The sequence below is a fragment of the Streptomyces sp. MGP-BFMKR1 genome, assembly GCF_057766585.1.
Genome location: NZ_CM173408.1, coordinates 5,865,362 through 5,879,716, shown reverse-complemented (window position 1 = coordinate 5,879,716; position 14,355 = coordinate 5,865,362). Strand labels below are relative to the sequence as shown.

The window sequence follows — 14,355 nt, the reverse complement described above, 5'->3', positions numbered from 1 at the left end:
CTACTCCCCGCCCTCCGCATCGGAGTCCGAGGCGTCGTCCGTCCACTCGTCGATGACCTGGGGCGGTGTGCCGCCCTCCACCTGATGGCGGTTCTCGCTCCAGGTCCTGACGCCCCGTTTGACCGCGTCGTACAGGTCGGCCAGGGCCGGCTGGGCCAGCAGGCCCAGCGCCACGATCAACAACTCGTTCGCGTCGCCCATCGGGTGGCCGTCGCCGTCCTCGACGGGAACCGTCCGCATCTCGATGCGGACCGCGCCCTGCCGCGTCCACTGCTCAAGAAGCTGCTCCCGCTCCAGCCACGCGCGGAGCGCGGCCGTCTCCCGATCGGTGTCGGGCCCACTCAGCCGGAGCCGCAACGCCGGTCGCCGCTGCTCATTTCTCTGCGTCATAAGTGCCCATACTCGCACCGCCCTTATGAGACCTCAGAGAAGTGCGTCGAAGAACGTAACCATGCTGTTACGGTGGGGCGTTTGTCGCGCATTCGCGGCCACCTTATCGCCGGGCGCGCGGAATGCGGCGCGACGGAAAAGCCCCGATCACCGGCGCGCTGTTGCGCACGTTCCCCCTGTGACGCAAGTGGCCCCCGCGTCCCCTGAGTTACCCACTCTGAGCAGCGGTTCCGCCGCCACTGGCCGGTCTCGTACGGTACATCGCCCGACCGTCGGAAAGAAGGCGTGCCGCAATGCGCACCGCTCCGACTCCGCCTCGCGCACCGCCCCGGCTCCGGCCCGGTCTCGCGCGGAATCGCTCTCCCATTCGCCCGTCGCTGTTTTCCCGCTAAAGGGAAAGTACGATTCCGATCCACGCCACGGATAAATTCCCCCTTCACGGCGAACCCGGGGCCGGCTGCGCCTCGTTTCCGTCGGCCGGTCGTCGGGGGCGGGGACACGTTCGGGGGACCACGGGACGACGAGGCGGGCCCGAGGCGGGCCCGGCTGCCGGCGCGGCGCGTTGGGCGAGCGGGGCACGGCCGGGCGGCGGGCGGCCGAATCCCCCAGGCCCGGCCCGGGAACCGCCCGCCCGCCGCCAGCAACCAGGCGACTACTGCGCGCGGCCCGCCGCGATCTGGCGGGACATGATCGTCGTCAGCTCGTACGCCGTGTGCGAGGCCGCGACCGAGGTGATCTCCGCGTGGTCGTACGCCGGGGCGACCTCGACCAGGTCGGCCGAGACGAGGTGGCAGTCGGCCAGGCCGCGCAGGATCTCCAGGAGCTCGCGGGAGGTGAGGCCGCCCGCCTCCGGGGTGCCGGTGCCGGGGGCGTGGGCCGGGTCGAGCACGTCGATGTCGATGGAGACGTACAGCGGGCGGTCGCCGATGCGCTGCCGCAGTTGGTCCGTGACCTCGTCCACGCCGCGCCGCATCACGTCGGCCGAGGTGACGATGCCGAAGCCCATCTTGGCGTCGTCGTCCAGGTCCTTCTTGCCGTACAGCGGGCCGCGCGTGCCGACGTGCGAGAGCGCGGAGGTGTCCAGGATGCCCTCCTCGACCGCGCGCCGGAACGGCGTGCCGTGGGTGTACTCGGCGCCGAAGTAGGTGTCCCAGGTGTCCAGGTGCGCGTCGAAGTGCAGCAGCGCGACGGGACCGTGCCGCTTGGCGACCGAGCGCAGCAGCGGCAGCGCGATGGTGTGGTCGCCGCCCAGGGTCATCATCCGGGCACCGGTGGCCAGCAGGTCGTCGGCCGCGGCCTCGATGGTCTCGACGGCCTCGTTGATGTGGAACGGGTTGGCCGCGATGTCACCCGCGTCGGCGACCTGCGCGAGCGCGAACGGCGACGCGTCCTGCGCCGGGTTGTACGGGCGCAGCAGCCGCGACGCCTCCCGGATCGCGTTGCCGCCGAACCGCGCGCCGGGCCGGTAGGAGACCCCGCTGTCGAACGGGACGCCGACCACGGCGACGTCCGCCGTGCCGCCCACCTCGTCGAGGCGGGGCAGCCGCGCGAAGGTGGCGGGCCCGGCGAAACGGGGCACGCGGGACGAGTCGACGGGGCCCACGGGCTCCGGGGTGGCGCTGCTCATACGACGGCCTCTCCTGTCTTGGGGGCGGCGCGGCCCGGTCGGGCGCGCGGCTCTTGCGGCGACGTGGCTCATCCGGACGGCGTAGCTCGCGGGTCGCGCGGGCCGGCCCGAGTCTTCCCCGCGCAGCGCCCCCGCGCGCGTGCCTCCGGCGCCCGCGCCGGCGGACTCGCGCGGACGCTGTGGATGGGTGACCCACCGGCGTACCGGCGCGGCTTCTGGAGGGTACGACCCGCGCGCTCCGCTCCGACATGTACGTTTCGAAGCGGGCCCCGGGTCGTTTACGCCATGGTGTCCATGACGCCGGTCACGCGCGCGCCGGCGCCGCCCGGCGCGGGGCGCGCCCCGGCCCGTTGAGGCCGCGTATTGATCAGACGTTCAGCCCATCTCGGGCCGCGCGCGGCACAATGGTCAGCATGCCGATACCCAGCCCCGTGCCCGACCGGGCCGCATTGGTCGACCATCTGGTGCGCACCCGCATCGCGGGCAATGTCGCCACCCCACGCGAGAACAACCTCTCCCACTACCGCAAGCTGGCAAACGGCGACCGTCACTACTGGCTCGGTCTGGAACTCGGTGACCGCTGGAGCGACGAGCAGGACGTGCTGGCCGTGATGGCCGAGCGGTGCGGGGTGATCGACGACCCCGAGTACCGCACGGGCCAGGACACCATCGACCCGCAGCTCACGGTGGACGCGCTGGACCGCAAGGCGGCCGTGCTGCGCAAGGCCGCGGAGAGCCAGAGCCGCGTGCTGTTCGCGACCGGTCACCCGGGTGGCCTCATCGACGTGCACCGCAGCGTCGCGGCGGGGCTGCGCGCGGCGGGTTGCGAGATCGTGGAGATCCCCGGCGGGCTCCAGGCCGACGAGGGGTTCGTCTTCCAGTTCGCGGACGTGGCGATGCTGGAGCGCGGCGCCACGCTGTGGCACACCCACTCCCCCGAGCCGATGGCCGCCATCCTGGACGGCCTGACCAGGGAGGGCCGCCCGCTGCCCGACCTGGTGGTCGCCGACCACGGCTGGGCCGGGTGCGCGGGCCAGCGCGGCATCGACGCCGTCGGCTACGCGGACTGCAACGACCCGGCCCTCTTCATCGGCGAGGCCGAGGGCACGCTGGCGGTCACGGTGCCGCTGGACGACCACGTCACCAACCCGCGCTTCTACGACCCGATGACGGCCTACCTGCTCGACGCGGCGGGCCTGGCGGCGCTCCCGTAACCACCAGCACCCCGTCAGCCCCCGCGCGGTACCGTCGGCCCGGACTCGGGGTTACGGCCGGCGCGGGGCGCGGGGCGTGCGGATCAGCCCCTCCTGGATCACCGAGACCGCCAGCCGCCCGTCGGCCGTGTAGATGCGGCCCTGGCCGAGCCCCCGGCTCCCGGACGAGGACGGGCTCTCCTGGTCGTACAGCAGCCACTCGTCCGCGCGGAACGGGCGGTGGAACCACATCGCGTGGTCCAGGCTGGCGCCCACCACGTCCCCGATCACCCAGCCGCCCCGGCCGTGCGCGAGCAGGATCGAGTCCAGCAGGGTCATGTCGGAGACGTAGGTGACCAGGCACACGTGCAGGAGCGGGTCGTCATGCGCGCCGGCCAACTTGCCGTTGGTCCTGAACCACACCCGCGAGTGCGGCTCGCGCACCTGGCCGGCGCTGACGAACGGCGGGTCGGCCACGTACCGCAGGTCCACCGCCGCCCGGGCCGCCGCCAGGCGCGGCAGCACCGTGGGGTCGGGGAACCGGTCCGCGTGCTGGGCCAGCATCTCCTCGGTGGTCGGCAGGGTCAGCGGGTCGGGCGCGGCCGGCATCTGCGCCTGGTGCTCCAGGCCGTCCTCGACCTGCTGGAACGAGGCGGAGAGGTGGAAGATCGGCCGCCCGTGCTGGACGCCGACCGCGCGCCGGGTGGTGAAGGACAGCCCGTCGCGGATGCGGTCGACGGTGTAGACGATCGGGGCGCCCGGGTCGCCGGGACGTAGGAAGTAGGCGTGCAGCGAGTGCGGCGGGCGGTCGGCCGGCACCGTACGGCCCGCGGCCACCAGCGCCTGGGCGGCCACCTGCCCGCCGAACACCCTCGGCACCAGGGACGGGCGGCTGGTGCCGCGGAAGATGTCCCGGTCGATCCGCTCCAGGTCGAGCAGGGCGAGCAGGTCCTCGAGTGCTTCGCTCATGGCGTTCGCTCGAACCCGCCTACAGGCCCATGGACTTGGCCACGATGGAGCGCATGACCTCGCTGGTGCCGCCGTAGATGCGGCTGACCCGGGTGTCCGCGTACAGGCGGGCGATGGGGTACTCCATCATGTAGCCGTACCCGCCGTGCAGTTGCAGGCACTTGTCGATGACGACGGCCGCGCGCTCGGTGGTGAACAGCTTGGCGGACGCGGCGTCAGCGGCGGAGAGTTCGCCGGCGTCGTGCGCGTCCAGCGCGCGGTCCACGACCGCCTGCAGGGCGTCCACGTCGGCCTTGCAGTCGGCCAGCACGAACTTGGTGTTCTGGAACGAGGCCACCGGCTTGCCGAAGACCTCGCGCTCGCGCACGTACCGCTTGGCGAACTCCACCGCCGCCGCGGCCTGGGCGTACGCGCCGACCGCGATGCCCAGCCGCTCCTGCGGCAGGTTCTGCCCGAGGTAGGAGAACGCCTTGCCCTCCTCGCCGAGCCGGTCCTCGACGGGCACCCTGACGTCGGAGAAGGACAGTTCGGCGGTGTCGGAGGTCTTCAGGCCCAGCTTCTCCAGCTTGCGGCCGACGGTGTACCCCTCGGACGTGGCGTCCACGACGAGCAGCGTGATGCCCGCCCGCCGGTCCTCGGGGGTCGGCTGGGCGGTGCGCGCGCAGACGATGACCCGGTCGGCGAGCACGCCGCCGGTGATGAACGTCTTGGCGCCGTTGAGCACGTAGTGCGTGCCGTCGGCCGACAGCTTGGCGGTCGTCCTCATCCCCGCGAGGTCCGAGCCGGTGCCGGGCTCGGTCATGGCGATGGCCGTCATCATCTCGCCGGTCACGAACGGCGGCAGCCAGCGCCGCTTCTGCTCCTCGGTGGCGTACGCGAGCAGGTACGGCAGGCACAGCGCGGTGTGCACGCTGGAGCCGCCGAAGCTGACGCCGGCCCGGGCGCACTCCTCGGTGATGACCGCGTGGAACTTGAAGCTGGTCTCGCCGGCCCCGCCGTACTCCTCGGGCACCTCGATGCCGAAGACGCCCAACTCGCCGAGCTTCTTGTAGAACTCGCGGGGGACCTGACCGGCCTCGATCCACTGGTCGTAGACCGGCACGACCTCGGCCGCGATGAAGTCGCGGATCGTCTGCCGGAACGCCTCGTGGTCCTCGTTGAACACCGTACGGCGCACGCTGCCTCCTCAGTGCGGCAAAACCCTCCCCGGCCGACACCCGCCCGGGGCTCGCGCGGGCACGGTCGCCGGCCCCGCAGGTTGACTAAGCGCTCGCTCAGAAAAGTTACCTGCGGGTTGTGGGGGCTGTCCAGGGGGTGCCGTGGCGACGGCGCGGCCACCCATGCCACGGAGCACCCCGGGCGAGTGAGTAACGGGACTCGAACCCGCGACATCCGGGACGAGGGACGGGTGGCGGGCGCACGACCCGGCCGCTCCACGCGGCACACCCGCACGGGGACGAGCCTACGGGAGCACGGCGGGGCGCCTGGGGGTGGTGTCCTGCGACGGAGCTTGAGGTGCCTCACGACAGCATTGCTTCACATGTGATGCAGACATAGCGATCTTGGTGCCTTGGGCTTGCATGCGTGCAAGACGATCCCCGCCACGCTCGCGCCCACGCCACCCGCCACCGGGTCGGCGCGCGCATCCGGGCCCTGCGGGAGGAACGCCGCTGGTCGCAAGAGCATCTGGCCGAGCGCGCCGGCATCAGCAGACAGACGATGTACCGGACGGAGCTGGCGACGCACGCGGCCACCATCGACGTGCTCGCTCTCATCGCCGATGGCCTCGGTGTCTCGCTCACCGACCTCGTACGCGACAGCGAGTAGGTCGACCGCCGCCGGCCTCGGGGCGGACGCGGCAGCGGCCTGGGGGTGGCCGCGGCGAAGGCGGGGCGGGCGCGCCTCGCGCGCCATGGCCGGCCGGCTCAGGAGTCGGCGAGCGGGCCTATGTCCTGCGTGGGAGTGACGACCCAGCGCAGGACGGCGGTCGCGGTGAACCGAGTGTGGCGGCCGTCGGCGTGATCGCGGCCCGTGTGACGCGCGCACCAGTCCTGAGCGGCGGCGTACTGCCGCTCCAGATCCTGCCCCTCCTCGGGTTCCGGTGACCGCTCGGCGCAGGTGACGCACGCGGCGCGGACGGCTGGCGGAGGGCGGCTCTCGTCGGTGTCGATCACCATCTCGACGTAGCGATGGGCGCTGCGCGTCACTCGCCGCCCCCGATGCGCACTGCTTCGCGCACGTCCCGCACCAGGGAGTGCCCGTGCGGGAGGGCCAGCGGGCCGCCAGTGCGCTCGTCCCAGGGAGGCGTGTCCCAGCGCGCGCCGTGTGAGGGCGGCAGGGCCAGCCACTCGCCCGCGCCCGTGAGCACCGTGGCCGCCGACACGCCGCCGAGCACCGACGCGGTGCCTGGTTGCACCAGCAGGGTGACGGAGTCGGGGCCGACAAGGCACGGGGCCCGCATCCGCCGGTCGATCGAGACCATCGCCATCATGCCGATCGCCCGGGGCAGGATGACCGCGCCGAAGCCGAGAGCGGGAGCGATCACCCCGACCCCCGGCTGGCCGAACTCCTCCTCGGGCAGCTCGTCGGCCCTGGTGGCCACGGTCCAGCGCGCGGGCGGATGCGCCCCGGGGGTGGGGCACCCCGGGACCCCGCAGGTGCAGCCCAGGCGAGGGCGGTACCGATGCCCGGGCGCTACGGGCCACCCGAGGCGTTCGGTGTACGCGCGGGCGTATGTGAGGGCGTCACAGGTGGCCGGTAGCAGCGCGTCCATGCTGTCTCCCATGGCGATCGTCCGGGTGTGGTGCTTCACATATGAAGCTTCGCGCGTCCGGCTCGACTCGACCCCCAGGAATCCTGGGGGCTCTTCCCAGTGACGGCTAGCGCACCAGTTCCATGTTTCTGATCAGCGAGGACAGGACCGCCGCCTGGGAGGGCACACCGACGTGCGCGAGGTCGGCGACCAGTGCTCGCGCCATGGGGTCGGCGTACGTGTAGTAGGGCGCGCTCTGGCCGGCGGCCCGAAGCGTCAGCGTGGCTGCCGACAGCCTGCCCATCTTCCGGTACGCCCTGGCGCGGTCGATCTCGTAGTGCGTGCGCCGCTCCTTCGACGGCACCGTGCTGATATCGGCTTCCGGGACGGCGGTCAGTCCGCGGTCCGGTTCCTCGACTTCGACGCCGACCTCGGCCGCGTGCACGGCGACCGTTCCCCGGCCGAAGACGGTCTGCGCGTCGATGTCGTGCCAGGTCGGGCCGAGCCGGTCGGCGTCCGCCAGCGCTTCCTGGATACGAGCCCAGGCGCCGTCGGGGCGCGATCCGCGAGCGTCGGCGATCGCGCCGCGCAGCATCAGCGCTCCGCGCAGGGACAGCACCGCGGGCTCGGGGTGGGCGCGGCTGGCGAGCGGTTCCAGGTCACGCAGGGCCGCCTCCGCGACGGCCAGCGTCTCGGGGATGGCGGCCTGGTGGAGCAGTGCGCCGCACCGGTCCCAGACGACAGCGGCCTTCACGACCGGGTCGTCGAGGGCGGTGGCGGAGCCGGCGGCGACCTCGGCCGCCACCCATGCCAGGTCGGGGTAGCCCAAGCTGTTGAGGCACATGCGGGCGGTGCGGGCGACGTCGACCATCAGCCGTAGCGTCTTCGCCCGGCCGGCCCCCTCTTCCACGAGGAGCGCCGTGTTCACGTCCTCGACCAGGGCCGGCAGGAGGCGTGCGACCGCCGGCAGGTCGGCGGCCTGTCGGCGAAGGTTCACCGCGACGGTGCGCTCGCGTAAGGACAGCGTGTCCGCGGGCGCGGCCTGCGGGGCCAGGCCCGGATGCCCGGACAGGATGAGGCCCGAACGACGCAGACCCGAGCGCAGGGCGGGTACGTAGGCGTGCGCCTGCTCGGGGCTGTGGCGCAGCCGGTACGGCTGGCCGAGGAGCCAGACGATGTCGACGTCGGTGAGGTCGGCGATGGCGATGATCAAGCTGTACCGGTCGAGAGCGAGCCGGCCAGCCTCGACGTCCTGCACCCAGTGCTCGGATCGGTCCAGGAAGTCACCCATCGCGGACTGGGTGAGGCCGGCGGCGAGGCGGGCGACACGTACGCGCGCGCCGATGTGGTCGGGGGCAGGCTGGGACGGCATGCTCGCGGCACCCTCCGTGTCGTGGTCGCTCGTGAAACGGTACGCACCAACACCCCTGCCCGACACGGGCGAGGGCCGTCGCGTTGACGCCGCACGCACTCCGGCGCGTGGACCCGCCTCACACCCTCACCGCCCTCCAGCGCGCCGCCGCCACCCGGCACGAGCGGCTCGACGTCCTGCCCATCGGCGCGGCCTGGCCAGCACCGCACCACGGAACACCCCGGGTGGGTGAGCAACGGGACTCGAACCCGCGACATCCGGGACAAGGGACGGGTGGCGGGCGTACGACCCGGCCGCTCCACGCGGCACACCCGCGCGGGGACGAGCCCACGGGAGCGGCCCGAGATCGTCAGAGCGCCCCCAGCGCCCCGTGGGCCAGCCGGCGCAGGAGGGCGGCGGTGGCGGCGCGGCCGGGGAGGGAGTGGGCCGAGCCGAGGTGCGGCGTGGAGTTGAGCAGGCCGAACACGGCGTGCACGGCGGCCCTGGCCTCGCCCTCCGAGGCGTCCGGGCGCAGCGCGCGGACGACGTCCACCCACAGTTCGACGTACTGGCGCTGGAGCTGGCGCACCAGCTTGCGGTCGCTCTCCCGGAGCTGGCCCAGCTCGCGGTCGTGCAGCGTGATCAGCGGGCGGTCGTCGAGGGCGAAGTCGATGTGCCCGTCGATGAGCGAGTCGAGCACGGCCGCGGGCTCCGCCGCCACCTCGGCCGCGGGCCCCGCCGACCGGTTGGCCTGGGCCACGCGCTGCTTGCCGCCGGCGAGCAGCCGCTCGCTGATGCCGACGAGCAGTTCGGCGAGCATCGCGTCCTTGCCCGCGAAGTGTCGGTAGAGGCCGGGGCCGCTGATGCCGACCGCGGCGCCTATCTCGTCCACCCCCACGCCGTGGAAGCCGCGCTCGGCGAAGAGCCGGGCGGCCTCGGCGAGGATCTGCTCCCGCCGGGTGGGGGCGGGGGCCTGCGTGGTCAGGGCTGGTTCGCTCACCTTTCCATTCTAGACAGCGACGTTAGTGGCCGTTAACCTGAGAGTCACAGTTAACGCTCATTAACCACGGCTCACACTCACGAGCAAGGGAGCTCGACCGCATGGGGCAGGCACCAGTGCTGGCCAGCAGCGTCGATCCGACGTCTGACGCCTGGCGGACCAACGAGGCGGCGCACCGGGAGCTGGCGGCGCGACTGCGCGAGAAGCTCGCGGCGGCGCGGCTGGGCGGCGGCGAGCGCGCCCGCGCGCGGCACACGGCGCGCGGCAAGCTGCTGCCGCGCGACCGGGTGGACACGCTGCTGGACCCGGGCTCGCCCTTCCTCGAGCTGGCGCCCCTCGCGGCGGACGGGATGTACGACGGGGCGGCGCCGGCCGCCGGCGTCATCGCGGGCGTGGGCCGGGTCGCGGGCCGCGAGGTGGTGGTGGTCGCCAACGACGCCACCGTCAAGGGCGGCACGTACTACCCGATGACGGTCAAGAAGCACCTGCGGGCGCAGGAGGTGGCGCTGGAGAACCGGCTGCCGTGCCTGTACCTGGTGGACTCCGGCGGGGCGTTCCTGCCGATGCAGGACGAGGTCTTCCCCGACCGCGACCACTTCGGCCGGATCTTCTACAACCAGGCCCGGATGTCCAGCGCGGGCATCCCGCAGATCGCCGCGGTCCTCGGGTCCTGCACGGCCGGCGGCGCGTACGTGCCGGCCATGAGCGACGAGGCGGTCATCGTCCGCGGCCAGGGCACGATCTTCCTGGGCGGCCCGCCGCTGGTGAAGGCGGCCACGGGCGAGGTCGTCACGGCGGAGGAGCTGGGCGGCGGCGAGACGCACTCCAGGACCTCCGGGGTCACCGACCACCTCGCCGAGGACGACGCGCACGCCCTGCGCATCGTGCGCTCCATCGTCTCCACGCTGCCCGAGCGCGGCCCGCTGCCCTGGTCGGTGGAGCCGGTCCGGGAGCCGGTGGTGGACCCGGCGGGGCTGTACGGGGCGGTGCCGACGGACTCGCGCACGCCCTACGACGTGCGCGAGGTGATCGCCCGCACGGTGGACGGCTCGGAGTTCCAGGAGTTCAAGGCCGAGTTCGGCACGACGCTGGTGACCGGCTTCGCGCGCATCCACGGCCACCCGGTCGGCGTCATCGCCAACAACGGCATCCTCTTCTCCGAGTCCGCCCAGAAGGGCGCCCACTTCATCGAGCTGTGCGACCAGCGCGGCATCCCGCTGGTCTTCCTGCAGAACATCTCCGGCTTCATGGTCGGCAAGCAGTACGAGGCGGGCGGCATCGCCAAGCACGGCGCCAAGATGGTGATGGCCGTGGCCTGCGCCCGGGTGCCGAAGCTGACGGTGGTCATCGGCGGCTCCTACGGGGCTGGCAACTACTCGATGTGCGGGCGGGCGTACGGGCCGCGCTTCCTGTGGATGTGGCCCAACGCCAAGATCTCGGTGATGGGCGGCGAGCAGGCCGCCTCGGTCCTCGCGACGGTCAAGCGGGACCAGTTGGAGGCACGCGGCGAGCAGTGGAGCCAGGAGGACGAGGAGTCCTTCCGCGCCCCGGTCCGCGCCCAGTACGAGGCGCAGGGCAACGCGTACTACGCCACGGCGCGGCTGTGGGACGACGGGGTCATCGACCCGCTGGAGACCCGCACCGTGCTCGGCCTGGCCCTGACCGCCTGCGCCAACGCGCCGCTGCCCGGCACCCCCGGCTTCGCGAGCGCGGACGCGGCCACCGGCTACGGCGTCTTCCGGATGTGAGGGGCGCACCATGACGCGTACGGACCCCACGGCAGGGCCCACGACGGGCGCCGCCCCCGGCCCGGCCGGCACCGCACCGGCGACGGGCGGCGCGGAGACCCCGGCGGGTGGCGCCCGGGCGGGCACTCAGACGACACAGCGGGCCGCCGGTCAGGTGGCGGCCCACCACAGCCCCGGCCGCGCGGCCGGGCGGGAGGCGGAGCGGGTGACAGCGGCGATGTTCGACACGGTGCTGGTCGCGAACCGAGGCGAGATCGCGGTCCGGGTCATCCGTACCCTGCGCGAACTCGGGGTGCGGTCGGTGGCCGTCTACAGCGACGCGGACGCGGACGCCCGGCACGTGCGCGAGGCGGACACGGCCGTGCGCATCGGCCCGGCGGCGGCGGCCGAGAGCTATCTGTCCATCGAGCGGCTGCTGGACGCGGCGGCGCGCAGCGGCGCCCAGGCGGTGCACCCGGGGTACGGGTTCCTGGCCGAGAACGCCGCGTTCGCCCGCGCGTGCGCCGACGCGGGGCTGGTCTTCATCGGCCCGCCGGCCGACGCCATCGAGCTGATGGGCGACAAGATCCGGGCCAAGGAGACGGTGCGGGCGGCGGGCGTGCCGGTCGTGCCCGGTTCGTCGGGCAGCGGCCTCAGCGACGAGCAACTCATCGAGGCGGCCCGGCAGATCGGCACCCCGGTGCTGCTCAAGCCCTCGGCGGGCGGCGGCGGCAAGGGGATGCGCCTGGTGCGGGACGAGGCGCTGCTGGCCGACGAGATCGCGGCGGCCCGCCGCGAGGCGCGCGGCTCCTTCGGCGACGACACGCTCCTGGTGGAGCGCTGGGTGGACCAGCCCCGGCACATCGAGATCCAGATCCTGGCCGACGGGCACGGCAACGTCATCCACCTCGGCGAGCGCGAGTGCTCGCTCCAGCGCCGCCACCAGAAGATCATCGAGGAGGCGCCGAGCCCGTTCCTGGACGAGGCCACCCGGTCCGCGATGGGCCAGGCCGCGGTACAGGCCGCGCGCTCGTGCGGGTACACCGGGGCCGGCACGGTCGAGTTCATCGTGCCGGGCGACGCGCGGTCGGGCGGCGGGGACGGTCAGGGCCCCGGCGACTACTTCTTCATGGAGATGAACACCCGGCTCCAGGTCGAGCACCCGGTCACCGAGCTGGTCACCGGCCTGGACCTGGTCGAGTGGCAGCTCCGGGTGGCGGCCGGCGAGCAACTGCCGTTCTCGCAGCGGTACATCACGCTGACCGGGCACGCCGTCGAGGCCCGCATCTGCGCCGAGACCGTGCGCGCCACGGCCGACGGCGAGCGGGTGGACTTCCTCCCCTCGGCCGGCACCGTGGCCGCCCTCGGCGAGCCCACCGGCGAGGGCGTGCGGGTCGACTCCGGGCTCTCGGCCGGCAGCGAGGTCGGCACGGCGTACGACCCGATGCTGGCCAAGGTCATCGCGTACGGCCCGGACCGCGCCACCGCGCTGCGGCGGCTGCGGGCGGCGCTCGCCGAGACGACGATCCTCGGTCTGGACACCAACACCGGCTTCCTGCGCCGGCTGCTGGCCCACCCCGACGTGGTCGCCGGCGCGCTGGACACGGGCCTGGTGGACCGGGAGGCGGCTGCGCTGACGCCGGCGTCGATACCGCCGGAGGTGTACGGGGCGGCGGCGCTGCTGCGGCAGGCGGCCTTGGAGCCGGCGGCGGAGCCGGGCGCGTGGACGGACCCGTTCTCGGTGCCCACCGGCTGGCGGCTGGGCGGGCGCGACGCGGCGACGGTCCACCCGCTGCGCGTGCCGGGCCACGACCCGGTGACCGTGCGGGTGCGCGGCCGGGCGCACGACGCCGAGGTCACGGTGGGCGACGCGGAGCCGGTCGTGGCCCGGCTGCTCCCGACGGGCGCGGCGAGCGGCGAGCTGCCCGGCGCGTCCCGGGTGCTCGTGGAGTGGGCGGGCGTGACGTACGCGTTCACGCACGCCGCCGAGGCCGGGGCGGCCGGCTCCTGGCTGGCCCGCGAGGGCGACGCCTGGCGGGTGACCGACCACGACCCGGTGGAGGCCGCGCTGCGCGGCGGCGTCGCGGGCGCCGGGGCCGGCGCGCTGACCGCGCCGATGCCGGGCACCGTCACCGTGGTCAAGGCCGCCGTCGGCGACCGGGTCAGCGCCGGGCAGGGGCTGCTCGTCGTGGAGGCGATGAAGATGGAGCACGTCATCGCCGCCGCCCACGACGGCACGGTCACCGAGCTGGACGTGACGCCGGGCAGCACGGTCGCCATGGACCAGGTGCTGGCCGTGGTCACCCCGCACGAGGCGGCCGAGGCCGAGCCGGCCGGGCCGGACACCGCCACCCCCGCGAAGAGCTGAGGAGGGCACGCGATGATCGACGGACTGCCGATGGGCGTCCCGGCCGCGGGGCTGCCGCGGCGGGTGCGCATCCACGAGGTGGGCGCGCGCGACGGGCTGCAGAACGAGAAGGCGATCGTGCCGGTCGAGGTCAAGGCGGAGTTCGTCCGCCGCCTGGCCGCCGCCGGCCTGACCACCATCGAGGCCACCAGCTTCGTGCACCCCAAGTGGGTGCCCCAACTGGCCGACGCCGAGCAGTTGATGCCGCTGCTCGCCGGGCTCGGTGACGCGCCCGAGACCGGCGGCGCGGGCCTGCGACTGCCGGTGCTGGTGCCCAACGAGCGCGGCCTCGACCGCGCGCTGGCGCTCGGCGTGCGGGAGGTCGCCGTCTTCGGCAGCGCCACCGAGTCGTTCGCCAAGGCCAACCTGAACCGCACCGTGGACGAGGCGCTGGCCATGTTCGCGCCGGTGGTCGCCAAGGCGGCGGACGCCGGGGTGCACGTGCGCGGCTACCTGTCGATGTGCTTCGGCGACCCCTGGGAGGGCCCGGTGCCCATCGAGCGGGTCGCGGACGTCAGCCGCCGCCTGCTCGACCTGGGCTGCGACGAGCTGAGCCTCGGCGACACCATCGGGGTGGCCACGCCCGGGCACGTCACGGCGCTGCTGACGGCGCTGAACGAGGCCGGCGTGCCGACCGAGCGGATCGGCGTGCACTTCCACGACACGTACGGCCAGGCCCTGGCCAACACCCTCGCCGCGCTCCAGCACGGCGTCACCACCGTCGACGCCTCCGCGGGCGGGCTCGGCGGCTGCCCCTACGCCAAGAGCGCCACCGGCAACCTCGCCACCGAAGACCTCGTGTGGATGTTGCACGGCCTCGGCATCGACACCGGGGTCGACCTCGGCCAACTCACCGACACCAGCGTGTGGATGGCCGACCAGTTGGGCCGCCCGAGCCCCTCCCGCACCGTTCGTGCCCTCTCCCACAAGGAGTCGTAG

13 protein-coding genes are annotated in these 14,355 nt (G+C 73.7%); 5 read left to right on the top strand and 8 right to left on the bottom strand.

What is annotated here, in order from left to right; all coding sequences use genetic code 11:
* The gene (locus AC3CHW_RS23335; protein WP_187063214.1) at positions 1 to 390 is read right to left on the bottom strand and encodes a hypothetical protein; all 390 of its coding nucleotides are present in this window, start codon (positions 388 to 390) and stop codon (positions 1 to 3) included.
* Positions 391 to 1,042: 652 nt separating this feature from the next.
* On the bottom strand, positions 1,043 to 2,017 hold the full coding sequence (gene speB, locus AC3CHW_RS23330) for an agmatinase (protein ID WP_488467741.1): 975 nt from the start codon (positions 2,015 to 2,017) through the stop codon (positions 1,043 to 1,045).
* A gap of 404 nt (positions 2,018 to 2,421) precedes the next feature.
* Here speB and AC3CHW_RS23325 point away from each other — a divergent pair, with 404 nt between their 5' ends.
* Positions 2,422 to 3,231, top strand: coding sequence for a phosphatase (locus tag AC3CHW_RS23325; RefSeq protein ID WP_277324278.1), 810 nt, complete (start codon positions 2,422 to 2,424; stop codon positions 3,229 to 3,231).
* 51 nt (positions 3,232 to 3,282) lie between these two features.
* On the opposite strand, the gene AC3CHW_RS23320 is transcribed toward AC3CHW_RS23325, so the two are convergent.
* Both AC3CHW_RS23320 and AC3CHW_RS23315 read right to left on the bottom strand, forming a co-directional pair.
* Positions 3,283 to 4,179 carry an acyl-CoA thioesterase gene (locus tag AC3CHW_RS23320; RefSeq protein WP_398612012.1) on the bottom strand — a complete coding sequence of 299 codons (897 nt, stop codon included), beginning with the start codon at positions 4,177 to 4,179 and terminating at the stop codon, positions 3,283 to 3,285.
* Positions 4,180 to 4,198: 19 nt separating this feature from the next.
* Positions 4,199 to 5,356 (bottom strand): acyl-CoA dehydrogenase family protein, encoded by a 1,158-nt coding sequence (locus tag AC3CHW_RS23315; RefSeq protein WP_398612013.1) that lies wholly within the window; start codon positions 5,354 to 5,356, stop codon positions 4,199 to 4,201.
* Between the two features lie 407 nt (positions 5,357 to 5,763).
* On the opposite strand from AC3CHW_RS23315, the gene AC3CHW_RS23310 reads away from it, so the two are divergent.
* Entirely contained in the window at positions 5,764 to 6,006 is a 243-nt protein-coding gene (locus tag AC3CHW_RS23310) for a helix-turn-helix transcriptional regulator (RefSeq protein ID WP_187063209.1), read from the top strand.
* 98 nt (positions 6,007 to 6,104) lie between these two features.
* On the opposite strand, the gene AC3CHW_RS23305 is transcribed toward AC3CHW_RS23310, so the two are convergent.
* The 4 genes from AC3CHW_RS23305 to AC3CHW_RS23290 form a co-directional block, all read right to left on the bottom strand.
* Entirely contained in the window at positions 6,105 to 6,386 is a 282-nt protein-coding gene (locus tag AC3CHW_RS23305; protein WP_488467740.1) for a DUF7848 domain-containing protein, read from the bottom strand.
* Entirely contained in the window at positions 6,383 to 6,991 is a 609-nt protein-coding gene (locus tag AC3CHW_RS23300) for a hypothetical protein (RefSeq protein WP_488467739.1), read from the bottom strand. Before AC3CHW_RS23300 ends, AC3CHW_RS23305 begins: the two co-directional genes overlap by 4 nt.
* Before the next feature lie 67 nt (positions 6,992 to 7,058).
* Complete coding sequence (locus tag AC3CHW_RS23295) at positions 7,059 to 8,303, bottom strand: helix-turn-helix domain-containing protein (RefSeq protein ID WP_488467738.1); 1,245 nt, start codon at positions 8,301 to 8,303, stop codon at positions 7,059 to 7,061.
* 349 nt (positions 8,304 to 8,652) lie between these two features.
* Positions 8,653 to 9,267 carry an SACE_7040 family transcriptional regulator gene (locus tag AC3CHW_RS23290; RefSeq protein WP_488471145.1) on the bottom strand — a complete coding sequence of 205 codons (615 nt, stop codon included), beginning with the start codon at positions 9,265 to 9,267 and terminating at the stop codon, positions 8,653 to 8,655.
* A 116-nt stretch (positions 9,268 to 9,383) separates the two neighbouring features.
* On the opposite strand from AC3CHW_RS23290, the gene AC3CHW_RS23285 reads away from it, so the two are divergent.
* From AC3CHW_RS23285 to AC3CHW_RS23275, 3 genes are all read left to right on the top strand, one after another.
* On the top strand, positions 9,384 to 11,030 hold the full coding sequence (locus AC3CHW_RS23285) for a carboxyl transferase domain-containing protein (RefSeq protein ID WP_187084888.1): 1,647 nt from the start codon (positions 9,384 to 9,386) through the stop codon (positions 11,028 to 11,030).
* Positions 11,031 to 11,247: 217 nt separating this feature from the next.
* Entirely contained in the window at positions 11,248 to 13,377 is a 2,130-nt protein-coding gene (locus AC3CHW_RS23280; RefSeq protein WP_488471144.1) for an acetyl/propionyl/methylcrotonyl-CoA carboxylase subunit alpha, read from the top strand.
* 12 nt (positions 13,378 to 13,389) lie between these two features.
* The gene (locus AC3CHW_RS23275) at positions 13,390 to 14,355 is read left to right on the top strand and encodes a hydroxymethylglutaryl-CoA lyase (protein WP_488467737.1); all 966 of its coding nucleotides are present in this window, start codon (positions 13,390 to 13,392) and stop codon (positions 14,353 to 14,355) included.

Bases quoted from the DNA above. Each gene is read 5' to 3' on its own strand.
- speB (WP_488467741.1), bottom strand. From the start codon at position 2,017: ATGAGCAGCGCCACCCCGGAGCCCGTGGGCCCCGTCGACTCGTCCCGC.
- AC3CHW_RS23325 (WP_277324278.1), top strand. From the start codon at position 2,422: ATGGTCAGCATGCCGATACCCAGCCCCGTGCCCGACCGGGCCGCATTG.
- AC3CHW_RS23275 (WP_488467737.1), top strand. From the start codon at position 13,390: ATGATCGACGGACTGCCGATGGGCGTCCCGGCCGCGGGGCTGCCGCGG.
- AC3CHW_RS23320 (WP_398612012.1), bottom strand. From the start codon at position 4,179: ATGAGCGAAGCACTCGAGGACCTGCTCGCCCTGCTCGACCTGGAGCGG.
- AC3CHW_RS23280 (WP_488471144.1), top strand. From the start codon at position 11,248: ATGTTCGACACGGTGCTGGTCGCGAACCGAGGCGAGATCGCGGTCCGG.
- AC3CHW_RS23285 (WP_187084888.1), top strand. From the start codon at position 9,384: ATGGGGCAGGCACCAGTGCTGGCCAGCAGCGTCGATCCGACGTCTGAC.
- AC3CHW_RS23295 (WP_488467738.1), bottom strand. From the start codon at position 8,303: ATGCCGTCCCAGCCTGCCCCCGACCACATCGGCGCGCGCGTACGTGTC.
- AC3CHW_RS23335 (WP_187063214.1), bottom strand. From the start codon at position 390: ATGACGCAGAGAAATGAGCAGCGGCGACCGGCGTTGCGGCTCCGGCTG.